25 protein-coding genes and 3 pseudogenes are annotated in these 23,739 nt (G+C 64.5%); 22 read left to right on the top strand and 6 right to left on the bottom strand.

The window, feature by feature from the left end:
- The 3 genes and pseudogenes from KBY72_RS07755 to KBY72_RS07745 form a co-directional block, all read left to right on the top strand.
- A pseudogene (locus KBY72_RS07755) lies at positions 1-143 on the top strand (photosystem II D2 protein (photosystem q(a) protein)); the annotation flags it as partial.
- Positions 127-1,512, top strand: a complete 1,386-nt coding sequence (psbC, locus tag KBY72_RS07750) for a photosystem II reaction center protein CP43 (RefSeq protein ID WP_106502199.1) — start codon at positions 127-129, stop codon at positions 1,510-1,512. The pseudogene KBY72_RS07755 and the gene psbC, both read left to right, overlap by 17 nt.
- Before the next feature lie 161 nt (positions 1,513-1,673).
- Positions 1,674-2,672, top strand: coding sequence for a YcgJ family protein (locus KBY72_RS07745; protein WP_254959686.1), 999 nt, complete (start codon positions 1,674-1,676; stop codon positions 2,670-2,672).
- Here the strand turns inward: KBY72_RS07745 and KBY72_RS07740 are convergent.
- On the bottom strand, positions 2,650-3,228 hold the full coding sequence (locus KBY72_RS07740) for a Maf family protein (protein ID WP_254959687.1): 579 nt from the start codon (positions 3,226-3,228) through the stop codon (positions 2,650-2,652). The genes KBY72_RS07745 and KBY72_RS07740 overlap by 23 nt on opposite strands.
- A gap of 21 nt (positions 3,229-3,249) precedes the next feature.
- Between KBY72_RS07740 and KBY72_RS07735 the strand changes: the two genes are divergently transcribed.
- Genes KBY72_RS07735 through KBY72_RS07725 form a run of 3 tightly spaced genes read left to right on the top strand, consistent with a single transcriptional unit; the run spans position 3,250 to position 5,426 of the window.
- A complete protein-coding gene (locus KBY72_RS07735) occupies positions 3,250-3,645 on the top strand; it encodes an Npun_F0494 family protein (protein ID WP_254959688.1) in 396 nt (131 codons plus the stop codon).
- 44 nt (positions 3,646-3,689) lie between these two features.
- Positions 3,690-5,180: a cobyric acid synthase gene (locus tag KBY72_RS07730; protein WP_254959757.1), complete on the top strand. Its 1,491-nt coding sequence runs from the start codon at positions 3,690-3,692 to the stop codon at positions 5,178-5,180.
- Complete coding sequence (locus tag KBY72_RS07725) at positions 5,181-5,426, top strand: 2Fe-2S iron-sulfur cluster-binding protein (protein WP_254959689.1); 246 nt, start codon at positions 5,181-5,183, stop codon at positions 5,424-5,426.
- Between the two features lie 42 nt (positions 5,427-5,468).
- Here the strand turns inward: KBY72_RS07725 and mnmA are convergent, their stop codons facing one another.
- A complete protein-coding gene (mnmA, locus tag KBY72_RS07720; RefSeq protein WP_396121791.1) occupies positions 5,469-6,572 on the bottom strand; it encodes a tRNA 2-thiouridine(34) synthase MnmA in 1,104 nt (367 codons plus the stop codon).
- 203 nt (positions 6,573-6,775) lie between these two features.
- Between mnmA and KBY72_RS07715 the strand changes: the two are divergent.
- From KBY72_RS07715 to KBY72_RS07705, 3 genes and pseudogenes are all read left to right on the top strand, one after another.
- A pseudogene (locus tag KBY72_RS07715) lies at positions 6,776-7,249 on the top strand (NAD(P)H-hydrate epimerase); the annotation flags it as partial.
- An 87-nt stretch (positions 7,250-7,336) separates the two neighbouring features.
- Positions 7,337-8,329 (top strand): NAD(P)H-hydrate dehydratase, encoded by a 993-nt coding sequence (locus KBY72_RS07710; RefSeq protein WP_315859530.1) that lies wholly within the window; start codon positions 7,337-7,339, stop codon positions 8,327-8,329.
- A gap of 69 nt (positions 8,330-8,398) precedes the next feature.
- Positions 8,399-9,325 carry a sigma-70 family RNA polymerase sigma factor gene (locus tag KBY72_RS07705; protein WP_254993345.1) on the top strand — a complete coding sequence of 309 codons (927 nt, stop codon included), beginning with the start codon at positions 8,399-8,401 and terminating at the stop codon, positions 9,323-9,325.
- Between the two features lie 25 nt (positions 9,326-9,350).
- Here KBY72_RS07705 and pdhA read toward each other — a convergent pair whose 3' ends face one another.
- Positions 9,351-10,478 carry a pyruvate dehydrogenase (acetyl-transferring) E1 component subunit alpha gene (gene pdhA / locus KBY72_RS07700; protein WP_106502205.1) on the bottom strand — a complete coding sequence of 376 codons (1,128 nt, stop codon included), beginning with the start codon at positions 10,476-10,478 and terminating at the stop codon, positions 9,351-9,353.
- Positions 10,479-10,627: 149 nt separating this feature from the next.
- Between pdhA and KBY72_RS07695 the strand changes: the two genes are divergently transcribed.
- The 6 genes from KBY72_RS07695 (at position 10,628) to KBY72_RS07670 (ending at position 17,028) form a co-directional block, all read left to right on the top strand.
- On the top strand, positions 10,628-12,586 hold the full coding sequence (locus KBY72_RS07695) for an IMS domain-containing protein (protein ID WP_254959693.1): 1,959 nt from the start codon (positions 10,628-10,630) through the stop codon (positions 12,584-12,586).
- A gap of 75 nt (positions 12,587-12,661) precedes the next feature.
- Entirely contained in the window at positions 12,662-14,125 is a 1,464-nt protein-coding gene (gene ffh / locus KBY72_RS07690; protein WP_254959694.1) for a signal recognition particle protein, read from the top strand.
- Positions 14,126-14,174: 49 nt separating this feature from the next.
- Positions 14,175-14,621: a 30S ribosomal protein S16 gene (gene rpsP / locus KBY72_RS07685; RefSeq protein ID WP_254942146.1), complete on the top strand. Its 447-nt coding sequence runs from the start codon at positions 14,175-14,177 to the stop codon at positions 14,619-14,621.
- Positions 14,622-14,632: 11 nt separating this feature from the next.
- Positions 14,633-15,664 (top strand): PhoH family protein, encoded by a 1,032-nt coding sequence (locus KBY72_RS07680; RefSeq protein WP_254959695.1) that lies wholly within the window; start codon positions 14,633-14,635, stop codon positions 15,662-15,664.
- Positions 15,661-16,167 (top strand): FUSC family protein, encoded by a 507-nt coding sequence (locus tag KBY72_RS07675; protein WP_254959697.1) that lies wholly within the window; start codon positions 15,661-15,663, stop codon positions 16,165-16,167. The genes KBY72_RS07680 and KBY72_RS07675 overlap by 4 nt, the downstream gene beginning before the upstream one ends.
- Before the next feature lie 123 nt (positions 16,168-16,290).
- On the top strand, positions 16,291-17,028 hold the full coding sequence (locus tag KBY72_RS07670; protein WP_254959698.1) for a Bax inhibitor-1 family protein: 738 nt from the start codon (positions 16,291-16,293) through the stop codon (positions 17,026-17,028).
- Between the two features lie 43 nt (positions 17,029-17,071).
- Here the strand turns inward: KBY72_RS07670 and KBY72_RS07665 are convergent, their stop codons facing one another.
- Entirely contained in the window at positions 17,072-18,637 is a 1,566-nt protein-coding gene (locus KBY72_RS07665; protein WP_254993344.1) for an alpha/beta hydrolase family protein, read from the bottom strand.
- Positions 18,638-18,680: 43 nt separating this feature from the next.
- Positions 18,681-19,202 carry a hypothetical protein gene (locus tag KBY72_RS07660; RefSeq protein WP_254959702.1) on the bottom strand — a complete coding sequence of 174 codons (522 nt, stop codon included), beginning with the start codon at positions 19,200-19,202 and terminating at the stop codon, positions 18,681-18,683.
- 87 nt (positions 19,203-19,289) lie between these two features.
- On the opposite strand from KBY72_RS07660, the gene era reads away from it, so the two are divergent.
- The 6 genes and pseudogenes from era to KBY72_RS07630 all read left to right on the top strand — a co-directional run bounded on the left by era (position 19,290) and on the right by KBY72_RS07630 (position 22,334).
- The gene (gene era / locus KBY72_RS07655; protein ID WP_254959704.1) at positions 19,290-20,219 is read left to right on the top strand and encodes a GTPase Era; all 930 of its coding nucleotides are present in this window, start codon (positions 19,290-19,292) and stop codon (positions 20,217-20,219) included.
- A 36-nt stretch (positions 20,220-20,255) separates the two neighbouring features.
- Positions 20,256-20,537 (top strand): type II toxin-antitoxin system Phd/YefM family antitoxin, encoded by a 282-nt coding sequence (locus tag KBY72_RS07650; RefSeq protein ID WP_254959706.1) that lies wholly within the window; start codon positions 20,256-20,258, stop codon positions 20,535-20,537.
- Positions 20,538-20,543: 6 nt separating this feature from the next.
- Positions 20,544-20,681: a hypothetical protein gene (locus KBY72_RS07645; protein WP_254959707.1), complete on the top strand. Its 138-nt coding sequence runs from the start codon at positions 20,544-20,546 to the stop codon at positions 20,679-20,681.
- A gap of 13 nt (positions 20,682-20,694) precedes the next feature.
- Positions 20,695-21,198: a phycobiliprotein lyase gene (locus KBY72_RS07640; RefSeq protein ID WP_254959708.1), complete on the top strand. Its 504-nt coding sequence runs from the start codon at positions 20,695-20,697 to the stop codon at positions 21,196-21,198.
- A 4-nt stretch (positions 21,199-21,202) separates the two neighbouring features.
- A complete protein-coding gene (gene trmD, locus KBY72_RS07635; protein WP_254959710.1) occupies positions 21,203-21,904 on the top strand; it encodes a tRNA (guanosine(37)-N1)-methyltransferase TrmD in 702 nt (233 codons plus the stop codon).
- A gap of 41 nt (positions 21,905-21,945) precedes the next feature.
- Positions 21,946-22,334, top strand: a pseudogene (locus tag KBY72_RS07630) (heavy metal-binding domain-containing protein).
- Here the strand turns inward: KBY72_RS07630 and KBY72_RS07625 are convergent.
- Complete coding sequence (locus KBY72_RS07625) at positions 22,325-23,206, bottom strand: SPFH domain-containing protein (RefSeq protein ID WP_254959711.1); 882 nt, start codon at positions 23,204-23,206, stop codon at positions 22,325-22,327. The pseudogene KBY72_RS07630 and the gene KBY72_RS07625 overlap by 10 nt on opposite strands.
- 20 nt (positions 23,207-23,226) lie before the next feature.
- Here KBY72_RS07625 and KBY72_RS07620 point away from each other — a divergent pair, with 20 nt between their 5' ends.
- Positions 23,227-23,703, top strand: a complete 477-nt coding sequence (locus KBY72_RS07620; protein ID WP_254959712.1) for an NfeD family protein — start codon at positions 23,227-23,229, stop codon at positions 23,701-23,703.
- Positions 23,704-23,739 lie beyond the last annotated feature (36 nt).

Below are 23,739 nucleotides of genomic sequence, written 5' to 3'. Positions count from 1 at the left end.
CTGAGGACCCCGAATTTGAAACCTTCTACACCAAGAACATCTTGCTGAATGAAGGTCTGCGTGCCTGGATGGCACCGGCTGACCAGCCGCATGAAAACTTCGTCTTCCCTGAAGAGGTTCTGCCCCGTGGAAACGCCCTTTAATTCCAATCTGGTGGTCGGGGGCAAAGACCTCGACTCCACCGGCTATGCCTGGTGGGCGGGCAATGCCCGCCTGATCAACCTCTCCGGTCGCCTACTCGGCGCCCACGTCGCCCACGCTGGCCTGATGGTCTTCTGGGCTGGGGCCATGATGCTTTTCGAGGTGAGTCACTTCACCTTCGATAAGCCCATGTACGAGCAGGGGCTAATCCTGTTCCCCCACGTAGCCACCCTGGGTTACGGCGTTGGTCCTGGCGGTGAGGTCACCGATCTCTATCCGTTCTTTGTCGTTGGTGTGTTGCACCTGATCAGCTCGGCCGTGCTCGGCCTTGGTGGTCTGTATCACGCCCTGCGTGGTCCAGAAGTGCTGGAGAACTACTCCACCTTCTTCTCCCAGGATTGGCGCGACAAGAATCAGATGACCAACATCATTGGTTATCACCTGATTCTTCTCGGCGTCGGCGCCCTGCTGCTGGTCTTCAAGGCCATGTTCTTTGGCGGTGTTTATGACACCTGGGCACCGGGCGGTGGCGATGTGCGCATCATCACCAACCCAACCCTCAGCCCCGGTGTGATCTTCGGTTATCTCACCCGCGCACCCTTTGGTGGCGAGGGCTGGATCATCGGGGTCAACTCGATGGAAGACATCATCGGCGGTCACATCTGGATCGGCCTGATCTGCATCTTCGGAGGCATCTGGCACGCAATCACCAAGCCGTTCGGCTGGGTGCGTCGCGCCTTCATCTGGAATGGTGAGGCCTACTTGAGCTATAGCCTCGGCGCCCTGAGCTTTATGAGCTTCATCGCCTCGGCTTATATCTGGTTCAACAACACCGCCTATCCCTCGGAGTTTTACGGCCCCACAAACGCCGAATCCTCCCAGGCCCAGAGCTTCACCTTCCTGGTGCGTGACCAGCGCCTCGGCGCCAACATCGGTTCGGCCATGGGCCCCACCGGTCTGGGTAAGTACCTGATGCGCTCACCCACAGGCGAGATCATCTTCGGTGGTGAAACCATGCGCTTCTGGGACTTCCGCGGTCCCTGGCTGGAGCCCCTGCGCGGCCCCAACGGCCTGAGCCTGGACAAACTCCAGAACGACATTCAGCCCTGGCAAGTGCGCCGCGCGGCTGAATACATGACCCACGCTCCGAACGCCTCCCTGAACTCCGTTGGCGGCATCATCACCGAGCCCAACTCGGTGAACTTCGTGAACATCCGCCAATGGCTGGCGTCCACGCAGTTTGTCCTCGCCTTCTTCTTCCTGGTCGGCCACCTGTGGCATGCAGGTCGCGCTCGCGCTGCTGCTGCTGGTTTCGAGAAGGGCATTGATCGCAAGGCAGAGCCCACCTTGGCTATGCCGGATCTGGATTGATCACAAAGTGATCGTTGCTGGCCCCCGCTTTCGAGCGGGGGCTTTTTTGTTGCCGCCCCGCCCCTATCTGCCTAGCTTTCGGAGAAATAAGACCTTTGTTAATGGCCCGCCATTCAGTTCAAAACCTGAGCTCAAGATCACGGCTATTGGAGGCTGTTCTGGTGGCAACTGGTCTGAATATGGTTCCTTTACTGGCCCAGCCAGCCCAGGCCCAAGGAGCTATCACCTCTCCTGCTGCAGGTGTGATCTGCGACCAAGCTGGACCCACCTGCTACGACAAGCAAGGACCTTCCATCGGCCTGACCCAGACCTACTTCGGCAGCATCGCTGCCAACCGTCTTAGCTCCGAGCTGGGCAACCGTCCCCAAGCCAATGACTTCCGACTGAGCAACGGAGCTGTTTGCGACTCGCGAGCGGCCACCTGCTGGAGTGATGGCTGGCAGAGGGCCCAAATGGCTCCCAACCTCACCCAGCAACTATTCGGCTCACTCCCAACAACAGCAAATCAATCCGGCGGCGGTCTCCAGGGTTTGCAAACCCCCCGTGCCGGAATCGTCTGCGACCCCGGCAGCAGTCCTGTCTGCTACGACCAGTCCGGCCTATCCCTTGGACTAACGCGGGAGTACTTCGGATCCTTTGCCGAGCAAACCGCCCTGCGCAACCTCGCCGGCCAAGCACCGCCACGTCAATTTCGGCTCAGCAACGGCAGCGCCTGTGATCTCAACGCTCGCACCTGCTGGAGCGATGGCTGGAACCGTCAGCAGGTGAATGTTGCTCTCTCCAACCAACTATTCGGAAGTGCGAATGGGACTGGCGCTGGCGGTGCCAGCACCCAGACCCGAGCGGCCCAATGCCGCATGACCCGCTGGTTTAAATCCCTGTACAACGGCAACTGTGAACTGCGGGAAAACCGCACTGGCAAGGGACGACTCCTAGAGGTGAGTCTTCAAGACGGCAACATTTACAGCGTTAGCAAGCCCAGGGGCGGCGGCTACCAGCTCAGCGATGTCAAGGGCAACTCCTGGCCAGTCAATGTCAATGACCAGGGCCGCAGTGTCATCTTCACCTGGTCTGATCGGGTACTCACCGTGACACCCACTGCTGCCCCCACTAACGGCAATAGCTTCGGCCAGCTGCTCAACAACTTGATGGGGCCTTGAGCCATCGCCTCAGCAACGGCAGGCTCAGGCCGATCACGTTGCTGAAGCAACCTTCAATCCGCTCCACCAGCAGCCCTCCACGCCCCTCCAAGGCAAAGCCACCGGCACATTGGAGGGGTTCGCCACTGGCTACATAGGCGTCGATCTCCGCCGAGCTGAGTAGAGCGAACTGCACGCGGGTCACTACCGCGGCCAAAAGGGGCCCGCCATCAGCTGCTTCTTGATTGCAAGGCAGGAGGCAATGGCCGGTGATCAACTCACCCCAACCGCCTGCCATCTGCAACCAGCGCTGCCGAGCTTCGCCAGCGTCAGCGGGCTTGCCATACACCTCACCGTTGAAAACCAGCAGCGAATCGCAGCCAAGCACCCTGGAGCCCTGGGGCAGTTGTTGTGCCACGGCTTCGGCTTTGGCCCGGGCCAGCCGCTGCACGAGCTGGGCGGGATCGGGATCGCTGATCGACTCCTCATCAACGCCACTCACCTGCACCTGATGAGCGATGCCGGCCTGCTCCAGCAGGCGCCGGCGAGCTGGGGAGGCGGAGGCGAGCACGAGCATGGGGTCAGGGAGAATCCTTCTATGCAACACCGGGAAGCCGCCGCGATCGACCCCCTGCTTCAAAACAAACGCTCCCTGTCCAGGGCCAGCCAGGCAATGCGCTGCCTGCCATTTAGGCGGGCGTTTTACGTGGAGGTGAGCGATCGGGCTCTCAGCGGCGGCGAGCTCTGCCGCCGGAACGACCTCCAGAGCCTTTGCCAGGGAGCACCGACGGCCGATCGGGTTGAAGCCCACTGGATCTGGCTGATCCAGCTCGGGGTGCTGCGGCGGGAAGTTGATGGCCAGGGCCTCACCGAGCGGGTGCGGCTCACGCCCATGGGACGCGAAGTTTTGGCCCAATGGCCTGGCGAGATTCCCGGCGCCAGTGGACTTGATCGCCTGCTGCACGGGTTGCGCCGCCACCGGCCGCGTCTATGAGCGCAAAAGCTGCTCAGCCGGCCCCAGCCGCACCCACCCCCCTGATGGTGCTTGGCACCAGTAGCGGGGCTGGCAAGTCGCTGATGACCGCTGCCCTCTGCCGGGTGCTGCGCCGTCGCGGCGAAACGCCCCTGCCCTTCAAGGGGCAGAACATGAGCAACAACGCCTGGGTTGATCAGGACGGCGGCGAAATGGCCTACTCCCAGGCGCTGCAGGCCTGGGCCGCCGGACTGGAGCCCCACCACAGCATGAATCCGGTGCTGCTCAAGCCCCAGGGCGACTCCACCAGCGAGCTGATCCATCTGGGCCAGTCGGTGGGGCTGGCCCGCGCTGAGCACTACTACCGCGACTGGTTCCGGCCAGGCTGGGCGGCCATTCGCGCCGGCCTGAGCGAGCTGCAGGCGGCCCATCCGGGGGGGCGCCTAGTGCTGGAGGGAGCTGGCAGCCCGGTGGAGGTAAACCTGCAATCCCGCGACCTCACAAATTTGCGCTTAGCCCAATTTCTGCGGGCCCGCTGCATCCTTGTGGCCGACATCGAGCGCGGTGGCGTTTTTGCCCAATTGGTGGGTACCTTGGCGCTGCTGCGGCCGGTGGAGCGGCCCCTAATCCGCGGCCTGCTGATCAACCGCTTCCGCGGCCGGCGTGAGCTGTTTGACGAGGGGCGCCGCTGGTTGGAGGCCCACACCGGCATCCCCGTGCTGGGGGTGATGCCCTGGCTAGACGAGCTATTTCCGCCAGAAGACTCCCTCGATCTGCTGGAGCGCCGCGGCCGCAAAAGCAGCGCCGAGCTGGAGATCGCCGTGCTGCGCCTGCCATCACTGAGCAATTTCTCAGACCTCGATCCCCTCGAGGCCGAACCAAGCGTGCAGCTGCGCTGGCTCACGCCGGGGGAACCATTGGGGCGCCCCGATGCGGTAATAGTGCCGGGCAGCAAGCAGACCCTGAGGGATCTGGCGGCCCTGCAGCGAGCTGGGCTGGGGCAGGAGCTGCGCAGCTACGTCGCCGGCGGGGGGCAGGTGTTTGGTATTTGCGGCGGCCTACAGCTTCTGGGCCGGGAGCTACTGGATCCGCAGGGCCTTGAGGGCGGTGATTGCACCGCCGGGCAAGTGGTGGCCGGCCTGGATCTGCTGCCGCTACGCACCCGCTTCGGCGGCCGCAAGGCCCTGCGCCAGCGCCAAAGCACGGCCCGCTGGCCCGGCGAGGGCTTGAGCCTGGAGGGATTCGAACTGCATCGCGGCCTCAGCAGCCCCATCGAAACTGCCGGCCCCCTGCAGCCCCTCGCCACCGATCCCGACCTGGGCCATTGGTACAGCTTTGGCGAAGCGGGTGGTCTGGTGGCTGGCACCTACCTGCATGGGGTATTCGAAAGCGGGCCCTGGCGGCGCCGTTGGCTCAACCAACTTCGCCAGCGTCGCGGCCTGGCTGCCCTGCCGGAGAACCCGCCCCACCACAGCCGGCAGCGAGACGCCCTCCTAGAGCGACTCGCTGATGCCTTTGAGGCCCACGTAGACCTCGCCCCCCTGCTGAGCCCCTAAATGGCCGACTCCTCCACCAGCATCCACTGGCCCAACGGCCACACCAGCAGCTGCAAAGCCGGGTGTGACTGGCTGGTGGCAGCCCAGGCCGCAGGCTTTCTGATCCCCACGGGCTGCCTGGGCGGCAGTTGCGGCGCCTGCGAGATCGAAGTCAACGGCCAGGTGGTGCGGGCCTGCATTGCCACGGTGCCCGCCAGCCGCTCCGGCTCTCTGACGGTGGAGCTAGCCAGCGACCCCTACTGGTGACTGGCTGGGCTCAGGACTGACTGGGCTTAGGACTGCCTGGGCTCAGGACTGAATCAGGCCTCCACCGAGCAGCACCTCACCGGCGTAGAACACCGCCGCCTGACCAGGCGTGATCGAAAACTGCTCCTCGGCAAACTCCAACCGCACCCGGTGGGGCCGCAGGGCTGCGCTATCGGCGTCGGTGGCGGGCAAGGGAATCAGTCGGGCCGGCTCGGGTGCACTGCGGTAACGCACCTGCACCTCCAGCTCCATGGGCGCCGTAGGTGGCTCGATCGACACCCAATTCACCGCCCCCACCAACGCTTCGCCCCGGGCCGCCCCAGCGCGGGGAGCCACCACCACCTGGTTCATCGCCCCATCGAGTCGCACCACATGCAGTGGCTCGCTCCAGGCCACCCCCAGGCCCTTGCGCTGGCCGATCGTGAAATGCTCAATGCCGTCGTGCTCGCCCACCACCGTGCCATCGGTAAGCACGATCTGACCCTGGCGCGGCGGCAGGTAGGCATCGAGAAAGGCCTTCATCGAGCCGTGGTGATCGGCCAGGCATAGATCCTGACTCTCGGGCTTCTGGGCCGTACGCAGGCCATGGCGCTCCGCCTCCAGCCGCGTGTCTGCCTTGGTGAGCTCGCCGAGGGGAAACACCAACCGGCCCAGGGCCTCCTGGGGTAGGTCGTAGAGGAAGTAGCTCTGATCCTTCTGGCCATCTAAGCCGCGCAACAACTGGTGACGGCCGTTGTCGCTGCTGGCGCCATGGCGCACCCGGGCGTAATGGCCCGTGGCGAGCCGGCCGATGCTCCGCTCGCTTTCAGCCCACTGGAGCATCGGCCCAAATTTCACCTCCCGATTGCAGCGAGAGCAAGGCAGCGGCGTAACGCCGGCCTGATAACCCTGCACCAGAAAATCAACGATCTGGGCCTGGAAGTGCTCGCGAAAATCCACCACGTGGTGGGGCACCCCTAGTTGCTCGCAGATGCCGGCGGCATCCACCAGGCCCTCGGCGCAGCAGGCACCCTTGCCACTCATCAGCCACAAGGTGAGGCCCTCCACCTGCCAGCCCGCCTCCACCAGCAGGGCTGCCGTCAAGGAGCTGTCAACGCCGCCTGAGAGGCCCACCGCAACGCGATGCTCCCCGGGCCAGGCCCGCAGCCGCTCTAAAGCGGCCTGGCCAGCGGGCGTAGAGGCAGGCGGAACAAAAGCGGAAGAAGCCACTGGAGCAGGCAAAGCGCAGACAGCTGACGGGAGTACTCCCATCATGAAACCCAGATGACTTAAAGGGGTTGGGAGAGCCGTCCGCAGTAGCCCCTTGGCCGGAACGCAATAGCAGCCACCTGCTGGTCAACAGCGCCCAGATGGCAGCGCTGGAGGAGCAACTCTTCGCCAGCGGCCTGCCGGTGGAAGCCCTGATGGAGAAGGCCGCCCTGGCGGTGAGTCGGCTGCTGCTGGAGCAGCACGGCGAGCGGCTGGGGCGCCATGGGGCTCTGGTGCTGGTGGGGCCAGGCCACAACGGCGGGGATGGGCTGGTGATCGCCCGGTGACTGCACCTGGCTGGCATCTCAACGGCCATCTGGAGCCCGTTTGGGCGCCACAAGCCGCTCAGCGCCGCCCACCTACGCCACGCCCTTTGGCTTGGCATTCCCCGGCTGGAGTCAAGCCCCGATCCCAGCGGTGCCGCCCTCTGGATCGATGCCCTGCTGGGCATCGGCCAGCGGCGAGCACCTGGAGAAGCGATCGAAGCCCTGCTGCACCAGCGCCAGCGCCAGCGGCCACATGGGCTAGTGGCGATTGATGTACCCACGGGCCTCTGCGCCGACAGCGGCCAGGCCACCGGCTCATACACGGCCCAGGCCATCAGCACCTATGCAATCGGCCTCATCAAGACCGGCCTGGTTCAAGACGCGGCCCTAGAGGCTGTGGGGTCGCTGCACTGGGTCGACCTGGGCCTGCCGCCATCGCTGCTGCAGGAGCTTCCCCTCAAAGTGCCCCTGGCTCTGGCGGAGCGGGATCTGGCGGCAAGACCTAAACCCAAATTCAACCCGGCGGCATCGAAATATCAGCGCGGCCGACTGCTGGTGGTAGCGGGCAGCGATACCTATCGGGGTGCCGCCAGCCTGGCCCTGGCCGGCGCCAGCAGCAGCGGCTGCGGCAGTATTCGTGCCGCCCTGCCCGAGGCCCTGGCCGGCACCATCTGGCAGCAACACCCACAGGTAGTGGTGAGCCTCGATCCCCCGGCCGAACTCGATCCCCAGCGGCTGGATGCCCTGCTGGTCGGGCCCGGCCTGGGCGAGGCCAACTGCTGGCCCAATCCGCCGAGTTGGAGTGAGCTGCTGAGCTGGCGAGGGCTGCTGGTGCTTGATGCAGAAGGCCTCAACCGCCTGGCGGGGCCAGTGAGTCAAGGGCTCGGTCTGCAGGCAAGCCGCTGGCTCCAGCAGCGACAGGGGCCTACCTGGATTACCCCCCACCCCGACGAATTCGCCCGCCTCTTTCCCGAGCTCGCCGGCAGCACCGCCCTGGAGGCGGCCGCCCAGGCGGCCATGAGCAGTGGGGCCTGCGTATTGCTCAAAGGGGCCCGCAGCATCGTGGCGGCCCCGGATGGTCGCCGCTGGCAATTGCTCGAAGCCAGCCCCGGTAGTGCCAGAACAGGACTCGGAGACGTGCTGGCCGGCTACGCCGCCGGCCTGGGAGCGAAGGCCCTGGCCGCCAGCGGCAACGCCGACGCCGCTTGGCTCGCCGCGGCAGCACTGGCCCACGCCCAGACTGGGCGACGGGGGGAAACTCCGAGAGCGGTTTCACACCAATGCAGGTGGCAGAAAACCTGGCTCAGCTGTGTTTATCACAACACGGAAATCAGTAAATGTCAGGCCAGGACAGGGCTGCTTCTGTGTTGTTTTGCAAGTGAAAGCTAAAGGGTTGCTGAAAACACTCTCATATAGCCGAATTTGCCTCGATAGTCGACTCCTTCGATAGGCGTACCAATGACCTCATCCCCGACGAGGGTCAGCGAAAGCAGCCGCCGTAGAAGTAGCGACCCGATTACTTGGTACCTGGCCACGATCGGGCGGGAGCCCCTGTTGACGCCAGCTGAAGAGATCGAACTCGGCAATCAGGTGCAAACAATGATGCGCCTCACGGAGGAGGGAGATCGGGAGCTCAGCGACTTGGAAAAGAAATTGATGCGCATCGGCAAGCGCTCTAAGCAGCGCATGATGAAGGCCAATTTGCGCTTAGTCGTAAGTGTTGCCAAAAAATATCAAGGCAAGGGTCTGGAGCTGCTCGACTTGATCCAGGAAGGTTCACTGGGACTGGAGCGGGCTGTTGAGAAATTTGATCCCACCCGTGGTTATAAGTTTTCGACCTATGCCTTCTGGTGGATTCGCCAGAGCATGACCCGAGCGATCGCTTGCCAGTCGCGCACGATTCGACTGCCGGTGCATCTCAGCGAGCGCCTCACCGCCATTCGCAAGGTGAGCCTCGACCTTGCCCACAAGCTCGGCGCCATGCCCAGCCGCCAGGAGATCGCCGAGGCCATGGCCATGCCGATCGAAGAGCTTGATGGCCTGTTGCGCCAGTCCCTCACCACCTCGAGCCTGGATGCGCCAGTAAACGGTGATGAAGGCCGCAGCTTCCTGGGCGATCTGATCGCCGATTCCTCCGAGGAGGAGCCCCTCGACCGGGTGGAGCGCGGCATCCATCAAGAGCAGCTAGGGCGCTGGCTGAGCCATTTGAGCGACCAGGAGCGCCAGGTGCTGCAACTGCGCTTCGGGCTGGAAGGAGAGGAGCGTCAAACCCTGGCGGAGATCGGCCGGCGGCTCGATGTGTCCCGGGAGAGAGTGCGCCAGGTAGAACTCAAAGCTCTACGCAAGCTGCGCAATCTCACCCGCCGCACCCCCACGACGCTTTAGGGCACGGGGCTTTAGGGCACGGGTATCAGTCTTCCGCCCAGATGTAGCGAGTGAGCTCTTCCGGCTTGGGTTCGGGAGCCGCAAGGGCGAATTCGACGCAATCTGCCACTTCGGCATCGATCTCCTTCTCGATCGACTTGAGCTCCTCGGCCGTAGTCAAGCCCTGCTCGATCAAGCGGCTGGCAAGGGATTTGATCGGATCTCGCTTGGCCCAAAACTCCTTTTCAGCCTCTTCGCGCAGCTCGTCGGGGTCAGCCAGGGAATGGCCGCGGAAGCGATAGGTGAGGCACTCCAGCAGGGTGGGGCCCTCTCCGGCCCGGGCCCTCTCAACGGCGCGCTGGGCGGCGGCACGCACTGCCAGCACGTCCATGCCATCCACCTCCTCACCAGCCATGCCAAAGGCAGCGGCCTTACGCCAGATCTCCGGATCGCTGGTGGCACGGTTGTGGTCCATACCAATGGCCCACTTGTTGTTCTCCACCACAAACAGGATCGGCAGCTTCCACAGCGCCGCCATGTTCAAACACTCGTAAAACTGGCCAATATTGCAGGTGCCGTCGCCGAAGAAGGCTGCGGTGACGGAGTCGCTGGAGGCATCTCCGAGGGCGTCGCGCTTATAGCGGCTGGTAAAAGCTGCGCCGAGCGCCACCGGAATACCCTCTCCGATGAAGGCGTAGCCACCGAGCAGGTGATGCTCCTTGGAAAAAAGGTGCATGGAGCCGCCACGGCCCTTGCTGCAGCCGGTTTCCTTGCCGAATAGCTCGCTCATCACCTCGCGGGCCGGCACGCCGCAGCTCAGGGCATGAACGTGGTCGCGGTAGGTGCTGCAAAACCAGTCGTGCTGCAGCTTCATCGCCTTGATCACGCCCGTGCTCACGGCTTCCTGGCCGTTGTAGAGGTGCACAAAGCCAAACATTTTGCCGCGGTAATACATCTCCGCGCACTTGTCCTCAAAACGCCGGCCAAGGGTCATGTCGCGATAGAGCATCAAGCCCTCGTCGCGATTCACCGTGGCAGGCACGGATGGGTAAAGGTTCTCGAGGCGCTCAGCGTGAGCCCCCACCAAACTGGTGACGTCGGCTGAACAGGTCGGTGCTCCGGAGGCTGATCCAGGTGCCGCCGCAATGTCGTGGCCCATGTCCGCCTGCGTCATTAACCAACTGTACGAGGTCTGTTCCCGCAGCAGCTGACAATTTGTGCCACAACCGCTGACCCTGCCTACAGTCAGCCACCAGTGGAAGGCAAGGATTGGAACTGCCGATCGATCATTTCCGGTTGCTCGGAGTCAACCCGACCACGGACTTGCAGTCCCTATTGCGCACCCTGCAGCAACGCATCGACCGGGCGCCAGATCAGGGATTTACCCAGGAAACCCTGCTAGCCCGTGAGGAACTACTGCGCGCCAGCGCCGACCTACTCAGCGACAGCAGCCGGCGCCAGGCCTACGAATCCGACCTGACGGCGCTGGCCGGCAGCGGGCCAACGCTGATGCCCGCCCTTGATGTGCCCACCAGCAAGGAGGTGGGCGGCCTGCTGCTGTTGCTCGAAGCGGGTCAGGCCTTCGAAAGCTTCGAGCTCGCCTGCCGGGCCCTACAGCCACCTCAGACGCCAGCGCTGGGAAGCACTCGCGAGGCCGACCTGGCCCTGTTAGCTGGCCTCGCCTGCCTGGCGGCCGCCATCGACCTGCACCAGCAGCGGCGCTACGAGGCCGCCGCCCAGACCCTGCAGCAGGGCCAGCACCTGCTGCAGCGGATGGGCCAATTACCAGCCATTCGCCAGCAACTCAGCGACGAGCTCGATGGTTTGCGGCCCTACCGAGTGCTGGACCTACTCAGCCGCAACCTCACGGCCCAAACGGAAAGAGCCGAGGGTCTGACCCTGCTTGAAGAGCTGGTGGCCCGCCGGGGCGGACTGGAGGGTTTCGGTGACCCGAGCATGGGCCCGGAGGAATTTCAAGCCTTTTTTAAGCAGATCCGTGCCTTCCTGACAGTGCAGGAGCAAGTGGATTTGTTCGGTCGCTGGGCAGAAGCCTCTGCGGCTGCAGATTTTTTGGCGAGCACCGCCCTCACCGCCTCCGGCTTTGCCCAACGCAAGCCCGAGCGCATCGCCGCGGCCCGCGAGCGGCTGGAGGCCAGCGGTCAAGACGGACTACAACCGCTGCTGGCCTGCCTGCATCTGCTGCTTGGGCAGGTGGACAAAGCCCGCAGCGCCTTCGATCAGGGAGCAACCCCCGAACTGAAGCGCTGGGCGGAGCAGCAAAGCAGCGATTCCCTTGCCCAACTTTGCGCCTACTGCCGCGACTGGCTGGCGCGTGATGTGTTGCCCGGCTACCGCGATCTGGAGGCTGATCCGGATCTGGAGGCCTACTTCGCCGACCGCGACGTACAGGCCTATGTCGAGCAGCACGACAGCCCTTCAGAGCGATTGCCAGCGACCGCCGAAAACGCCTTTGCCTGGGACACGGGCTCAGCCCCGGTTAGCGCAGCCCCAGCCAGCCCCAGCGGCGGCTTCCTGGAACAGGAAGACGAAGACGAGCAGTGGGACTGGGACGGGACGGCCTGGCTAGAGAACCTGCGGGAAGCCTGGGATAGCCATGGTCCTGCCTCCTGGATGGAGCGCATGCCCCACTGGCAGTTTCAGTGGCAGTGGCAGCGGCAGCGGCAGTGGCCGTCGCGCCGCACAACTACCGGAGTAGCCGTGGCAGCCGGGGTGGCACTGCTTGCCATCGCCTCGTTTGTGAGGCTGCGCTCTCCCGCCCCAGGCCCGGGCCGCACTCCCATCGCGGTGCAACCGGTCGCCCCACCAGCTGTTCCCATCAAGCCCTCCCCTCCCGTTAAGGCCACCCCTCCCGCCGAGCCCAGCCTGCCCCTGCGGGAGGAAGCGCCGAGTGAAGCCCAGGTGCAGGCCCTGCTCGAAGCATGGCTCGACGCCAAGGCCGCAATCCTGGCAGGCAAAGACAGTCGCATTCCCCTGGAGGTACTGGCCCGGCCAAGCCAGCTGGATCGACTCGGATCGGAGCGCGATGCCGACCAGGCCCGCGGCGAAACCCAGACCATCAGCACCGACATCACCAATCTGGTGATCAACGAGCGAGACGCCAACCGCATCGCCGCCACGGTGGGGCTGAGCTACACCGATCAGCGGCTCAACTCCAAGGGGGATTCTCAAGGCGAGCCCAGCAAGATGGAGCTTCGCAACCTCTATGTGTTTGGCCGCAACGGAGGTATCTGGCGCCTGGTGAGCTTCCAGAAAGCTCCCTGACCAGCCGGACTGGTTTTTACGATCGTTTGAATATGGGGTCTAGACCCCAACCCCTGGCTCCGGAGTGGCACCGCGATGTTTGACGAGCTTTCCCAGCGATTTGAAGAGGCGGTTAAGAGCCTGAGAGGGCAGGCCTCGATCACGGAAACCAACGTGGAAGGCGCGCTCAAGCAGGTGCGTCGAGCCCTGCTGGAGGCGGATGTGAGCCTGCCGGTGGTTCAGGACTTCGTCGAGGAGGTGCGCCGCAAGGCCGTGGGCGCCGAGGTGGTGCGGGGAGTTAGCCCGGATCAGAAATTTATCCAGCTGGTGCACGAGCAGCTGGTTGAAACCATGGGAGGCGAGAACGCCCCCCTGGCCGCAGGAGGCAAGCCCGGTGCACCCTCGGTGGTGCTGATGGCCGGCCTGCAGGGCGCCGGCAAAACCACCGCCACCGCCAAGCTCGGCCTGCACCTCAAGGAACAGGGGCGCAAGGCCCTCCTGGTGGGAGCAGACGTCTACCGACCTGCCGCCATTGAGCAGCTAAAAACCCTGGGCGCCCAAATCGGCGTGGAGGTATTCAGCCTTGGCACCGATGCCAAGCCCGAGGACATAGCCGCCGCCGGCATCGCCAAGGCCCGCGAGGAGGGCTTCGACACGGTGCTGGTAGACACCGCTGGCCGACTCCAAATCGACACGTTGATGATGGAGGAGATGGTGCGGATCCGTCAGGCCGTGCAGCCCGACGAGGTGCTGCTGGTGGTGGATTCGATGATCGGCCAGGAGGCCGCCGATCTCACCCGGGCATTCCACGAGCAGGTTGGGATCACAGGAGCCGTGCTCACCAAGCTCGACGGCGACTCCCGCGGCGGTGCCGCCCTCTCGATCCGCAAGGTGAGCGGTGCGCCGATCAAGTTCATCGGCACCGGCGAGAAGGTAGAGGCGCTCCAGCCCTTCCATCCCGAGCGGATGGCAAGCCGCATCCTCGGCATGGGCGACGTGCTCACCCTGGTGGAGAAGGCCACCAAGGAGGTGGAGCTGGCCGACGTGGCCCGCATGCAGCAAAAACTCCAGGAAGCCAGTTTTGACTTCTCCGACTTTCTGCAACAGATGCGCATGATCCGGCGCATGGGCTCCCTGGGCGGGCTGATGAAGCTGATCCCGGGCATGAACAAAATTGACGACGGCATGCTCAAGCAAGGCGAGGTTCAGCTCAAGAAGATCGAGGCGATGATTGGCTCAATGACAGAGATCGAGCGCCAGCAACCGGAGCTGCTGGCCGCCCAACCCTCAAGAAGGCGACGCATCGCCTCTGGCTGCGGCCACAGCTCGGCCGAGGTGGACAAGGTGCTGGCCGATTTCCAGAAGATGCGCGGCTTCATGCAGCAGATGACCCGCGGCGGCGGCATGCCCGGCATGCCAGGGATGGGGGGTATGCCCGGAATGCCAGGGATGCCCGGCATGCCTGGCCCCATGGGTGGCGGTGGCAGTGGCGGTGGCGGTGGGGCGGGGCAAAGAGTTGCCAAGCCCGCCAAGAAACGCAAGGGATTCGGCCAGCTATGAGCACCCGACGGGGTACATTGCTTGTTTGGACACCTAGCGCAAGGCCACGATGATCAAGCTCCGCCTGAAGCGGTTTGGAAAGAAGCGGGAAGCGAGTTTCCGCCTTGTTGCCACTAACAGCACCTCTCGCCGCGACGGACGTCCGCTTGAGGAGCTGGGCTTCTACAACCCCCGTACCAAAGAGACCCGTCTGGACACCGAGGCGATCCGCACTCGCCTGGGCCAGGGGGCCCAACCCACCGACACGGTGCGCTCCTTGCTGGAGAAGGGTGGTCTGATCGAGAAGACAGTGCGCCCCGCCGAGGTTGTTGGCAAGCAAAAGCAGGCTGATGCCCGCGAAGCTGCAGCCAAACAGGCTGTCAAGGAAGCAGCTGAGGCCAAGGCTGCCGAAGCTGCTGCTGCCGCCGAAGCCAAAGCAGCTGCCGAAGCTGCTGCTGCTGAAGCCGCCAGTGCCGACGAAGCAACTACGGAAGCCGCCGCTACCGCCGAAGCTTGAGCTTTCGCCCCATGGCAGAGCCAAAGGGGCCTACAAGCTTTGCCATTCCCCTGCCCAATCCTGCCGCGGCTCTAGCCCTGGCAGGTGACGCCGAATCATCCACCCTGCGCCAACTCGAAGCCCTCACCGGAGCTTCGCTAGTGCTGCGGGGGCTGGATTTGGTCATTCAGGCACCTCCCAGCCAGATGGAGAGAGCTGCGGCGTTGGTGGAATTGCTTCGCCCCCTGTGGCAGGAAGGCCAAGCCATCACCCAAGTAGATATGCGGGTAGCCCTGCAGGCCCTCGACACCGGCAGGAGCGCGGAGCATCAGCAAATGGGGCGCCAAGTGCTGGCCCGTAGCCAGAATGGCAAATTGCTGCGCCCGCGCACCCTGCGCCAGCAGTCCTATGTGGAAGCTATGGAGCGCCACGACCTCACCATTGCCCTCGGCCCGGCGGGCACTGGCAAAACCTTTCTGGCCGCCGTTCAGGCGGTGCGCATGCTCACCGAGCGCAAGGTCGAGCGGTTGGTGCTCACTCGCCCGGCGGTTGAGGCGGGCGAACGGCTCGGGTTTTTACCGGGCGATCTGCAGCAGAAAGTTGATCCCTACCTGCGCCCCCTCTACGACGCCCTGCACGCCCTGCTTGGCACCGAGCGCACCAGTGCCCTGCTGGAAAAAGGGGTGATTGAAGTGGCCCCTCTTGCTTACATGCGCGGCCGCACCCTGGCCGACGCCTTTGTGATCCTCGACGAAGCCCAAAACACCACCACCGCCCAGATGCGGATGGTGCTTACCCGGCTGGGGGAACACTCCCGCATGGTGGTAACTGGCGATCCCACCCAGGTGGACCTGCCCTATGGGGTAAAGAGCGGCCTGAAGGAAGCTGCCCAGGTGCTGCAGGGGGTGGAGGGGGTGGCGATCTGCGAGCTCACCGCGGCTGACGTGGTGCGCCACCCGCTAGTGCAGCGACTGGTGGAGGCCTATGCCGATCGCGATGCCACCAAGCTGGCGCCTGCCGTTAAAAGGCGATTCGATAGCCCGTGCAGTGAGCCTGAACCATGAACAAAGCAGAGCGCCTGCGCATCCCCGCGGAGATCGCCATAGCGGCTTTGGTGGCTTATTTACTCGGCTACTGGTTCACAAATCTGTTCCCGGGCTACCTACCCAAGATCGGCGGGCTTTGGTCGGCGATCTCCGCGATCGTGGTAACCCAGGCCACCCGCAGGGAGACAACCTCCTCAGCCTCGCTGCGAATTTTGGGTTCAGCCATAGGCGCCGGCACCAGTGCCATCTACCTGACGCTGCTTCCCTTTCACCCACTGGGCATGGCCGTGGCAATCTTCGCCACGGTTGCGCTCTGCGCAGCAATCAATGTGCCCAGCCATGGCCGCCTGGCAGCGATCACCGTGATCGTTGTGATGGTCACCGGCAGCCTGGATCCGAAGCTGAGTCCGGGGCTAAATGCCCTGCTGCGCTTGGCTGAATCATTCATCGGCACCGGCGTTGCGGTGCTCGCGGCTGGGCTCTGGCCTAGCTCAAACAACCAGGTCGGTGGCGATTCCTGAAGCCCAGGAGCCAAACCTAAGCCCATCCCGATAGGGAGATCCGCACCAACGGCAGCCAGCAGGGCCTCCCGTTGCCTACAGATCGCTGGCAGGATATAGAAACTTCGAATCCACTGGTGCGCCATGCCGGCCAGCAGCAATTTTCAACAGGCCATTCGTGAGGCCCAATCAAGCGCCCTAGTGGGCCCCAATGTGGTCAACAAGGCCCTGCCCTATGTGGGCGGCGGCATGGTGCTCACCGCCGGTGGGGTGATGGGAGGCCTGGCCCTGATGGCCAGCAGCCCAGCCCTGTTCATGCCCCTGTTCTGGGTGGCCCTGATCGGCAACTTCATCCTGTTCTTCGTGGCCCAGAATGTGGCCCTGAAGGGCAAAAACAACACTGCCCTGCCGCTGCTGACGGCCTACAGCCTGATCACCGGCTTCACCCTCAGTGGCATCGTTGCCTACGCCGTAAGTGCCGCTGGTGTAGGCGCCATCGGCACAGCCACCCTGGCTACGGGCATCACTTTTGTGGTGGCCTCAGTGGTGGGTCGCCGCATGAGCGACAACATCGGCCAAGCCCTGAGCGGCGTAGTGGGTCTGGGCATCCTCGGCCTGCTGATCGCCATGGTCGTGCAGATCATCGGTGGCATTTTTGCCCCAGGCGTTTTCAGCGGCGGCACCTTCGAACTGCTGATTGCAGGTTTCGGCACGGTGCTGTTCGTAGGCGCAGCCTTCGTCGACTTCTACACGATGCCTCGCACCTACAGCGACGACCAATACTTGGCCGGCGCCTTGGGGATGTATCTCACCTACATCAACCTATTTATCTTCATCTTGCGCTTGATCATTGCCCTCCAGGGCGGTGGCCGTCGCGACTGAGCTTCAATCCAGCAACTTCAGCGCCCCCAAAGGGGCGCTTTTTTTATGGCTGAGCCTGTGGCTTGGACGGTGGCTTCGACGGTGGCTTGGGCAACGCCGATGTCACGTCCCGCAGCGGATGGGTTGCACTGCCCCAACCAGCAAGCGGCAATTCAGGCGGGTTACCTGGGCTTAAGCGAGCAGCAGAGTTAAACCAAGCCAGCAGCAGGGCCCGCAAGGCCCCCCCGGACTCGCCCCTAGGCGAACGCAAATTGAAGTGATCGGCATTCTCAGCCAGAACCAGGCGATGGCCACTGGCGCCGCCCCGGGTGGCCCTGGCCATCGGCTCGATCGCCTCGGGCCCGGGCGGAACCACCCAGTCGCGGCTACCGCTGATCACCAGCACCTTCGCCTTCATGCTGCCGGCGGAATCGACATCAAATAGCAAGCGCATCGGCGGACTCACCGCAATGGCAGCAGCCACCCGGGGGTCTACCAAAGCGGCACTATCCGCCGAACCAACGAAGTTGCACTGCAATATCCAGCTGAGATTGCGGGAGGGGTCGCGCACCTCATCGCAAAGCTGCTGAAGTTTGGTGGTGATGGGCCGGGCCCCAGCCAGCTGCAACGCAGTGGTCGCCCCCCAGGAATGGCCTGCCACCAGCACCGCCTGGGTGTTCACCGATCGGCGCAAGGCGAGCCGCCCCTGGGCGGCGGCATCGATCACGGCCGACACATCTTTTGGCCGCAGGGCCAGCTCAGAAGGACTAGGAGGCGGCTGCTTGCCGGCCAGCATGGCTCGCTGCTGGCTTTGATCGCTGCCTGGGTGGCGGGGCAGCACCACGGTGTAGCCATGGCTAGCCAGGTGGGCTGCCCAGCCCTCGAAGTTGCTGGGGTCATCCCACAGCCCGTGGGAAATCACCACCAGTCGATTTGGCGCCGCTCCAGATCCGGTTGGCTCGAGCACCACCAGAGCCAACGGCTCCGGGCGATGGCCAACGACGATTTTTAATTCCTGGCGGGCAACAGACTGCCGTCCTGCCTCCTGCAGTGGTCCAGCACTGCCCACAGCCGGGATGGAGGCAATCAGCTTTTCAGCCGAGCGGCGTTGATCTCGAAACCGCTGAATTGAAAATCCCAACCGGCCCAGCTCCACCGTGACGCTCTGGCCTGGTAGCTGCTCGATCACATCCAGCATGGTGATGCCCCCCTTAGCGGCAGACCGCTCCATGGCTTGCTCAAACTGAGCCGGATCGAGCGGATCAGGCAAGCCATCGATGTCGCCTAGGGCCCCGACCAACAGCAGCACCTGATCAAGCAGCGGTGAACCCTGGGCCTGGCGAATAACCGCCTTGATCTCGAGGGGCAGGTTTGAGTTCACCACGGCCTTAAGCCTGCGGCCAATCTCGCCTCGGGTGGCACGGTCGAGCTCGGCCAGATCGCTGTCGCCGGAAATCAATGCTTCCGGACTGCGCAATTCAGCGACCCTGATGCTGAAGCCTGTCTCGAGCAGGGGCAGGCGCAAATTAATGGTTTCAATCGCCCCGGCAGGCGCCGGGGCCAGCAGGGCGGCGGCACCGATTCCCGTGGCCAGGATGCGCAACGCCCGGGATGGAAAGGGGCGAATCATGGGCAGAAGCGACGGCGGGGCAATCAAGTCATCTTGGCCTGGTTCAGGCCTCAGCCACAGCTTCGATTGCGGCGGCGATCGAGCTCCGCTGCTCGGCGTCGTAGCCCCAGCGATCTAGGAAGGCGACGTCTTCTCCCTGCCCGGCGGTAGCCGCCAGCAGGATTTCCAGCCGCTCCTTAACGGCCTGAGGCTCAAGGCTCCGCAGCAGTTCGGTGCAGCGGGCTTGCACCCGCTCCGAAGCCCCCTGCTGGCTGGAATCGCCAGCACGTTGATGGTGCAGGGCCATCGCCGTACTCATGGCCAGGTTGCGGGCCGAGAGATCGACGACGCCCTCGCCTGCCAGCCGCAGCTGGAGCAGCAGGGTTTCGGGCAGGCGGTCCATCAGCGGGCAGTCGCCGGCCAGGCTCACAACAAAAAAGCCCCGGGCACCATCGCGGCTTGCAACCAGCTCAGCCACCCGGTCGGCAAGTACTTCATCACTGAGTTCGCCGTGCTCCCACAACGCCAGCCACTGGGCCGTGATCTCCATGGCCTGCTGAAAAGTTGGTTCGGCAGCAGCAGTCATTGCGGTGAATAGGGCACAACCAGAAAGCCAGCCTATGGACTCTGCCGAGGCAGCAAGGGTGGCCCTGCCGGCTGCCAGGCTGGTGTTATGGAGTTTCCCACGACAATCCCGGCCCTACCCACGAGCCCTGAAGGCTTTCGCTCCGGCTTCGTGGCGCTGATCGGCCGGCCAAACGTGGGTAAATCCACCCTGCTCAACCAGCTGGTGGGCGAAAAGGTGGCGATCACCTCGCCCGTTGCCCAAACCACCCGCAACCGGCTGCGGGCGATCCTCACCACCGAAACAGCCCAGCTGGTGCTGCTAGATACGCCGGGTATCCACAAGCCCCACCACCTGCTGGGGGAGCGACTGGTGCAGAGCGCCCGCCGCGCCATCGGGGAAGTGGATGTGGTGCTGCTGCTGGTGGATGGCAGCGAGCCGGCTGGCCGGGGCGATGGCTTCATCGTGGAGATGTTGCAGCACTGCCGCGCACCTGTGCACCTAGCCCTCAACAAAAATGACCTGGTGGATCCGGCCCGGACCGAGGAGCTAACCCAGAGCTACCGCGAGCTGGTGCCGGGCTGGCCCCTTCATCCGGTGAGCGCCTTGAACGGCGCGGGTACCAGCGAGTTGGTGGCAGCTCTCGCCGCCGACCTACCGGAGGGTCCCCACCTATACCCACCGGATGCGGTGAGCGATCAGCCCGAGCAGTTGCTGCTGGCGGAGTTGATCCGCGAGCAGGTGTTGCACCAGACCCGCGAGGAGATTCCCCACTCGGTGGCGGTGCAGATCGAGCGCATCGTCGACGACGGGCCGCGCACCGCCGTGCTGGCCACGGTGTTGGTGGAGCGCAGCAGCCAGAAGGGGATCCTGATCGGCAAAGGGGGCCGCATGCTTAAGGAGATCGGCAGCGGCGCCCGCCAGCAGATGCAGAAATTGATCGACGGGCCGGTGTATCTGGAGCTGTTCGTGAAGGTGGTGCCCAATTGGCGCCGCAGCGCCGCGCGCTTGAGCGAACTGGGCTACCGGGGGGAGTAACACCTGCTTAGCCGCATTACCGGCTTAGCCGAAGCAATGCAAGTCAACCTCCACGACGCCAAAACCAATCTCTCCCGGTATGTCGAGCAAGCGCTCGATGGCGAGGAGGTGGTGATTGCGCGTGCCGGCAAAGCCATGGTGCGGCTGGTGCCGGTAGATGAGGCTCCTCGCCGACGCGAGCTCGGCTTTCTTCAGGGGTCTGCGGTTCTGGACTGCGACCTCAAAGCCGAGCTGCTGCTCAGGCTGGCCATCGCCCCTGAGCGCCTACCGGCAACGTTGCGTGGCACCCTCATGGTCCTCCGCTTGCCCATGCTGTAGAGCGTGGTGAGCCTCTGGAAACTGGCGCTCAAAACCTCCCTCGGCAAACCTGGATTCGTCGTCGACGCTGCTCAATTGCATGACGGACTGAAGCAGCAGGGCCACCAGGTGATCTGGATGGGCGACGGCGGGGCAGGCGGCTGAGAGAATCACTCCCATGAGCGAGCCCAGCCCCGACACCACCCCATTTCCTCCCGAAGAAATCGGAGCCTTTCTGCGCTGTTGCGCCGGCGAATGGATGGGCCTGCGCAGCCAGTTCGCCCTCGGCGAGGTAAATGCCGGTGATGACGACGACGACGGTTGGCACACAAGCGACCGCGGCGAGCTGGTGGTGGCCTTTCTCGAGGCCGAGACCGCTGGTGGGGCGGGCGGCCTGCAAGTGGGCCAGAAAGATGCGGTGGCCCAGCAGCAGCTGCACTTCGACGCCGAAGGTGGCTTCCGCAGCGGCGAGCAGCAGGGCCGCTGGCTGCTCTGGCCCGACGGCAGCCTGGAGCTGGTGATCCCAGGTGATGGCCGGGAGGTGCGCGAGCGAATCTGGTTCACCAAGCCCAATCTGAGACTGCGCTCCACGGTGGAAACCAGCGCTGATGGCAGCCCCGGCCGGGCCAGCTTCAGCTCCGAGATCCGCCGGGTGAGCCGGCCCACCGTGCCCGCGAGCTGAGCTGATGCGCCTTGATGTGGTGAGCCTGGCACCGGAGGCCTTTGCGCCACTGCTGGGCCTGGGCGTGATCGGCCGGGCCTTTGCTGCCGGCATCGCCGGGCTCCACACCCACAACCCCCGCGATTTCGCCACCGACAAATACCGCAAAGTCGACGACGAGCCCTACGGCGGCGGCGCCGGCATGGTGCTCAAACCAGAGCCGGTATTTGCGGCGGTGGAGGCGATCCCGGTGCTGCCGCGGCGTCGGGTGCTGCTGATGAGCCCCCAGGGCAAGCCCCTGCAGCAGAGCGATCTGCGCCGCTGGGCTAGCGGCTACGACCAGCTGGTGCTGATCTGCGGCCACTACGAAGGATTCGATGAACGCATCCGCTCCCTAGCCGATGAGGAGGTGTCGATCGGCGACTTTGTGCTCACCGGCGGGGAGCTGCCGGCGGCGGTGATCATCAACGGTGTAGTGCGGCTGCTGCCCGGCACCGTGGGTACCCAGGCCTGCCTCGAGGAGGAGAGCCACAGCGCCCTACTGCTCGAGCATCCCCACTACACCCGTCCCGCCAACTTCCGGGAGCTGGAGGTGCCGACGGTGCTGCGCAGCGGCGACCATGGTGCCATCGCCCGCTGGCGCTTTGAGCAGCAGCAGCAGCGCACCGCCGAACGCCGGCCGGATTTATTCGGGCGCTGGCAGGCGCAGCAGCAACTCCAGCAGTAGAAACAGCAAACTGGGCTAAGCCTCCGGTTGCCTTAACACCGATGCTGCTCAGCACCACCTCCAGCCTTGAAGGCCAGCCGATACGGCACTACATGGGCCTGGCCTGGTGCACGGCGAAACCATTTTGGGCGCCAATATCTTCCGCGACATCCTGGCCTCAATCCGCGACCTAATCGGCGGGCGGGCTAGGTCCTATGAGGTCACTCTGGAGCGGGCCCGGGAGATGGCACTGCAGGAACTAGGCAGGCGCGCTCGATTGCTGGGAGCCGATGCCGTTGTGGGGGTGCGGGTGGACTACGAGGTGCTGGGACAGGCGGGTGGAATGTTGATGGCTTGCGCCATCGGCACTGCCGTAAGGCTCGAGGCTGCTGGGGATTGGGCTTCTGGTGATAGGGGGCTACCACCGCCGCCGCTGCCACCTCAACCCTGACCCTGCTGCAGACCCCGCAACGCCGCGAGTAGGGCTGCCGGGCTCTGGGGGTCCACCATCAGCACACTGCCTCCAGGCGCATGGGCCATCTGCTCGCCCATGGCCATCCAGTCGCCGGCCAGCAACAAACGCATCGCCTCCGCTGCTTGAGGGTTGGCCTGCATCGCCTCGGCCAGCCGACTAGCCGCATCGGCCCTGGCCTGGGCCAGCAGGGTCTGCTGCTTGGCCTGGGCTTCGGCATCCAGCAGCAGGGCCTCCGCCCGGCCCCGGGCCGCATTCACCTGGGAGTCGCGCTCCCCTTCCGAACGCAAAATCGCCGCCCGCTTCTCCCGCTCAGCAGTCATCTGCTGCTCCATCGCCTGCTGCACGCCCCGGGAGGGCTGGATATCGCGTAGCTCCACCCGCGTCACCTTCACACCCCAGGGATCGGTGGCCTGATCCAGCTCCTTCATCAGCACCTCATTCACCTCTTGGCGGGTGGTGAAGGTTTGGTCGAGGTCGAGCTTGCCCATCTCGGCGCGGATCTGGGTCAGCACCAGATTCACCATGGCCGCCTGCAGGTTGTCGACGGCGTAGTAGGCGCGGGCGTGCTCCAGCAGCTGCCAATACACAACCGCATCCACCTCGATACCGACGTTGTCGCGGGTGATGCACTGCTGGGGCGGGATGTCGAGCACCCGCTCCTTAAGTGATTCATGGCTCACCACCTTCTCCAGCACCGGCAGCACCAGGGACAGGCCCGGCTGCAGCTGGCGGTCGTATTTGCCAAGGCGCTCCACTAGGCGCGACTGGCCGCCGCTGGTGACCTTGACGCTGCTAACGCCCAGCAGGGCCATCAGCACCAAGGCGGGCAGGGAGAGCAGAGCTTCCACGGCGGGAATCCGAGCAGGAGATGCCAACGCTAGTCAGCATGGGCGGGCTGAACCACACCCACGCCCGCCGCGCCGCCATGGCTCCCGTGTCGCTCCTCTGGCTACTGCTGGCCACCGGCCTGCTGCTGCTTGCCCTGGCGGGTGCTGAGGTGGATGGCCTGCTGCCGGCGGCGGTGGTGGCTCTGGTGTTGTCAGTGGCGACGGCCTGGTTACCCCTGCCGCCCCTGCTGCAGCTCGGGCTACTGGCGGGCCTCACCTGCCTGGGGGTGCTGGGTCTGCGGCGCTGGTCGGCACGGCAGCGCCACCGCAGCCTGCCGCCAGCGGAAAACGCCACAGTGCTCAGTGGCTTCAACGGCAGCGAAACGGGTCGGGTGCGCTGGCACGGCCAAAGCTGGAGCGCCGTCAACCTGGGCAGCAGCCAAGCTCTCAGCCCGGGTGCGGCCGTGACCGTGCTGGGCCGCGAGGGCAATCAGCTGCAGGTGCTGGGGCCTGGGTGAGATTGGGTCTTGGTGTTGATCCAGCCCTAGGGGAGA

It is taken from the genome of Cyanobium sp. BA5m-21, assembly GCF_024346235.1.
In the GTDB taxonomy this organism is placed as follows: domain Bacteria; phylum Cyanobacteriota; class Cyanobacteriia; order PCC-6307; family Cyanobiaceae; genus Cyanobium_A; species Cyanobium_A usitatum.
This window is presented reverse-complemented; position numbering and strand designations above follow the sequence as displayed.

Coding starts and splice junctions, on each gene's coding strand:
- KBY72_RS07660 (WP_254959702.1), bottom strand. CDS start 19,202: ATGACTGCTGCTGCCGAACCAACTTTTCAGCAGGCCATGGAGATCACG.
- KBY72_RS07620 (WP_254959712.1), top strand. CDS start 23,227: ATGCCAACGCTAGTCAGCATGGGCGGGCTGAACCACACCCACGCCCGC.
- KBY72_RS07665 (WP_254993344.1), bottom strand. CDS start 18,637: ATGATTCGCCCCTTTCCATCCCGGGCGTTGCGCATCCTGGCCACGGGA.
- KBY72_RS07740 (WP_254959687.1), bottom strand. CDS start 3,228: ATGCTCGTGCTCGCCTCCGCCTCCCCAGCTCGCCGGCGCCTGCTGGAG.
- KBY72_RS07650 (WP_254959706.1), top strand. CDS start 20,256: ATGCAAGTCAACCTCCACGACGCCAAAACCAATCTCTCCCGGTATGTC.
- KBY72_RS07680 (WP_254959695.1), top strand. CDS start 14,633: ATGGCAGAGCCAAAGGGGCCTACAAGCTTTGCCATTCCCCTGCCCAAT.
- KBY72_RS07735 (WP_254959688.1), top strand. CDS start 3,250: ATGCAACACCGGGAAGCCGCCGCGATCGACCCCCTGCTTCAAAACAAA.
- ffh (WP_254959694.1), top strand. CDS start 12,662: ATGTTTGACGAGCTTTCCCAGCGATTTGAAGAGGCGGTTAAGAGCCTG.
- KBY72_RS07670 (WP_254959698.1), top strand. CDS start 16,291: ATGCCGGCCAGCAGCAATTTTCAACAGGCCATTCGTGAGGCCCAATCA.
- rpsP (WP_254942146.1), top strand. CDS start 14,175: ATGATCAAGCTCCGCCTGAAGCGGTTTGGAAAGAAGCGGGAAGCGAGT.
- era (WP_254959704.1), top strand. CDS start 19,290: ATGGAGTTTCCCACGACAATCCCGGCCCTACCCACGAGCCCTGAAGGC.
- KBY72_RS07705 (WP_254993345.1), top strand. CDS start 8,399: ATGACCTCATCCCCGACGAGGGTCAGCGAAAGCAGCCGCCGTAGAAGT.
- KBY72_RS07730 (WP_254959757.1), top strand. CDS start 3,690: ATGGTGCTTGGCACCAGTAGCGGGGCTGGCAAGTCGCTGATGACCGCT.
- KBY72_RS07675 (WP_254959697.1), top strand. CDS start 15,661: ATGAACAAAGCAGAGCGCCTGCGCATCCCCGCGGAGATCGCCATAGCG.
- KBY72_RS07640 (WP_254959708.1), top strand. CDS start 20,695: ATGAGCGAGCCCAGCCCCGACACCACCCCATTTCCTCCCGAAGAAATC.
- KBY72_RS07725 (WP_254959689.1), top strand. CDS start 5,181: ATGGCCGACTCCTCCACCAGCATCCACTGGCCCAACGGCCACACCAGC.
- pdhA (WP_106502205.1), bottom strand. CDS start 10,478: ATGACGCAGGCGGACATGGGCCACGACATTGCGGCGGCACCTGGATCA.
- trmD (WP_254959710.1), top strand. CDS start 21,203: ATGCGCCTTGATGTGGTGAGCCTGGCACCGGAGGCCTTTGCGCCACTG.